Annotated in this window: 3 protein-coding genes, 1 tRNA gene, 1 rRNA gene and 1 pseudogene; 4 read left to right on the plus strand and 2 right to left on the minus strand. The window is 48.1% G+C overall.

The annotated features are described in order from the left end of the window. The first annotated feature begins 130 nt into the window (after positions 1-130). Positions 131-206: transfer RNA gene (locus tag PAECUDRAFT_RS24200), tRNA-Thr, on the plus strand. 270 nt (positions 207-476) lie between these two features. Here PAECUDRAFT_RS24200 and PAECUDRAFT_RS26770 read toward each other — a convergent pair. Next, positions 477-743, minus strand: a complete 267-nt coding sequence (locus tag PAECUDRAFT_RS26770) for a helix-turn-helix domain-containing protein (protein ID WP_144266659.1) — start codon at positions 741-743, stop codon at positions 477-479. Further along, entirely contained in the window at positions 722-1141 is a 420-nt protein-coding gene (locus PAECUDRAFT_RS26775; protein ID WP_083814256.1) for an AraC family ligand binding domain-containing protein, read from the minus strand. The genes PAECUDRAFT_RS26770 and PAECUDRAFT_RS26775 overlap by 22 nt, the downstream gene beginning before the upstream one ends. Here PAECUDRAFT_RS26775 and PAECUDRAFT_RS25465 point away from each other — a divergent pair. The 3 genes and pseudogenes from PAECUDRAFT_RS25465 to PAECUDRAFT_RS24220 form a co-directional block, all read left to right on the plus strand. Further along, a pseudogene (locus PAECUDRAFT_RS25465) lies at positions 1116-1621 on the plus strand (aldo/keto reductase); the annotation flags it as partial. The gene PAECUDRAFT_RS26775 and the pseudogene PAECUDRAFT_RS25465 overlap by 26 nt on opposite strands. 30 nt (positions 1622-1651) lie before the next feature. Continuing rightward, the gene (locus PAECUDRAFT_RS24215) at positions 1652-2386 is read left to right on the plus strand and encodes an SDR family NAD(P)-dependent oxidoreductase (RefSeq protein WP_006040800.1); all 735 of its coding nucleotides are present in this window, start codon (positions 1652-1654) and stop codon (positions 2384-2386) included. Between the two features lie 364 nt (positions 2387-2750). After that, positions 2751-3019 (plus strand): 16S ribosomal RNA (locus tag PAECUDRAFT_RS24220); the annotation flags it as partial.

The following is a 3019-nucleotide window of genomic DNA, read 5'->3' on the forward strand; positions in this document are numbered from 1 at the left end:
TGCAGCTGACGAGTACTAATAGGTCGAGGGCTTATCCTACAGCTTCTTGTATGAGAAGCAAACTTCGTGAGCAAGACTAAGCTAAGGATTCATCATTCGCATCCAGTTTTGAAGGTGTAACCTTCAATGTGCCGGTGTAGCTCAGTTGGTAGAGCAACTGACTTGTAATCAGTAGGTCGTGGGTTCGACTCCTATCGCCGGCACCACTTTTAAATGAGCATCCCTCCGGGCAAATTAACCGGTAGGGCTTTTTTGTGTTATTAATTAACTTACTATTACGTTAGAATCATCACTGTCATTGCCGGTGGGCTGTTTATAGTTGTCTAATCCTATGCTCGATACAGGGACCGTAGATCGGATAAGATACTCCCCGAATATATTAAAATGCTGAAGGAGACGGGCATCGATAAGATTATTTCTGATAAGGAGAAGGCGGGCAAGCTCATAAGAATATGCCTGCCTTTTTTAATCCATATTCAGAGAAAAAGCTGCGTATGGCTACCAGCTTTCCGATAGTCGCTCAGCGACATACTGCAGCTCTGCTTGAACTTTTTCGTAAAATGAAGTTGATTGGAGTAGCCGACGCTATATGCAATCTCCTTGACTGAAAGGGAAGTCGCTGTGAGCAGCTCGCACGCTTTGTTGATTCTGAGTTGGCCCCAATATTGCTGCGGCGGCATTCCGACCACTTCTTTAAACAAGTCGGTTATGTATTTGCGGTTTAGTCCAAGGCTCTTCGCCATTTCCTCGATCGTAATCTGTAATAGTACTGGTTCGCATCGAAAAGCTGGTTGAAGCACTGCCTGATTTCCTGCTCCCGGTCACATCTTATAACGGGACAGTCTAGCGTAAAGCCTGCTTGCTTCAAATATTCTGGGACGATGCCGCCGTCGAATGCCACCCAAGAAAAGGTCCATGGCTCCTCCTCATCGGCTTGGTAGAAGGACAGGACATTAGGCGATAGAAGAAAGACATGACCGATGGCCAGTCGGAATGTTTTCTCTTGAACCCGCAGTATGCCTTTCCCGCTGTGTACGTAGAAAAGTTTGTATGAATCTTTGACGCCTGGTCCCCACGATTGGCCAGAAGCGCATTGCTCCGTACCGGTATAGTTGACAAAAGTGTATGAGAAGCTGCACAAGCCGCTCTATGGTCCCAATGACGAGAAAGGATTGTCCCTATATAAAATCCGCCGCCATTTGGAAGATTCTCTGAGGCGCTTGCAGACAGATCATGTGGAGCTTTACCAGATGCATCATATCGACCGCCGTACGACGTGGGACGAAATTTGGGGCGCTTTCGAGGGACTGGTCAATCAGGGGAAAATCGATTATATCGGTTCAAGCAACTTTGCCGGCTGCACAGCACAGGACATGGGCCTAGGCATTAAGCTTTTTCAGGTCTATGCTCCGATTTGGGCGAGAAACCTGCGCATGTAGCGCTCGCATGGCTCCTTGCCAATCCAGCCGTGACGGCGCCAATTATCGGCCCGCGTACCGTCGATCAGCTGCTCGATACGCTGCGCGCAGTGGAGATTAAGTTAGATGAGTCGACACTTCATGAGCTGGACCGGATATTCCCAGGCCCGGGAGGAGCAGCTCCGGAAGCGTATGCATGGTAACCGAATCTAGCAGCGAGAGGGAAAGAAATTTTGGAACCGATTCGAGAGGCATTTGTAACCGGTGCTGACAGAGGCGTTGGATTTGCTTTAGTGAAAGGGCTGCTGGCGAAAGGCTATAAGGTATGGGCTGGCCAGTTTGCGGAAAGCAATGTCGATTTACAGGAACTGCAGGGCGAGCATGGGGAATGGCATCGTTTGCTACGGCTTGATATAAGCAACGCTGAGAACGTTCGTCAGGCCATAGAGGCAATCTCTGCTGAGACGGATCGCATTGACTTACTGATCAATAATGGGGCTATTCTTGGCGATATCGCATCGACCGTGCAGAATGAACTCGATTTCGAAAAAATGGAGACAGTGTATCGAGGAGTGAACACGCTGGGAGCGCTGAGGATGTCCAGCGGACTGATCGATTTCATATTAAACAGTACGGACAAGCTTATTATGAACATTTCGTCCGAGGCTGGAAGCATAGGCGCCAGCAACCGCGCATCGTGGTACGCATACTGCATGTCCAAAGCAGCGCTCAATATGCGATCCAAGCTCATTCACAACCAGATATCTCCGCAGGGAGGCAAAGTGCTGTTCGTTCATCCTGGACATGTGCAGACTTGGATGCAAAGGAAGCTTGATGCGTCAGGTGTGCTCACACCGGGGCAATCAGCTGAGCATATCCTCAGACTTGTGGAGCAGCGGCTAAGTCCGGAATGGACAGATTCAGCCCTTAGTCTGATCGATAACAATGGGGATACATTGCCTTGGTAAAGCATAGTTGGGGACGAGCGAAGCTATTCGCTCGTCTTTTTAGAACCCGCTTAAGCCAAGTCTGACAAGCAATATTTATAGTCGTAATGCGCGCTGCTACATTTCATCTTATAAAATTATTAAAAAGGGTTGCACTATCTATATAATACATGGTATATTCTAATTCCGGCCGAGAGAAGCAACGCCGGCGAGCAAGTCCGATGAGTGACAATCAAGTACTTACTTGAAAGGTTCTTAAAAGAATTGCTTGCAAAAAGAAGATGACTGATATATAATATAAAAGTTGTCGAAATTGTTCTTTGAAAACTGAACAACGAGCGAAACTGTCAGTATAAATGTTTCAAAATGAGCTACAAACTTAACTTTTATGGAGAGTTTGATCCTGGCTCAGGACGAACGCTGGCGGCGTGCCTAATACATGCAAGTCGAGCGGACTTGATGGAGTGCTTGCACTCCTGAAGGTTAGCGGCGGACGGGTGAGTAACACGTAGGCAACCTGCCCGTAAGACTGGGATAACATTCGGAAACGAATGCTAATACCGGATACGCGATTTTCTCGCATGAGGGAATCGGGAAAGAAGGAGCAATCTTTCACTTACGGATGGGCCTGCGGCGCATTAGCTAGTTGGTGGG

Origin of the sequence: Paenibacillus curdlanolyticus YK9 (assembly GCF_000179615.1) — a bacterium.
Classification (GTDB): Bacteria; Bacillota; Bacilli; order Paenibacillales; family Paenibacillaceae; genus Paenibacillus_T; species Paenibacillus_T curdlanolyticus.

Bases quoted from the DNA above. Each gene is read 5' to 3' on its own strand.
- PAECUDRAFT_RS26770 (WP_144266659.1), bottom strand. From the start codon at position 743: ATGGCGAAGAGCCTTGGACTAAACCGCAAATACATAACCGACTTGTTT.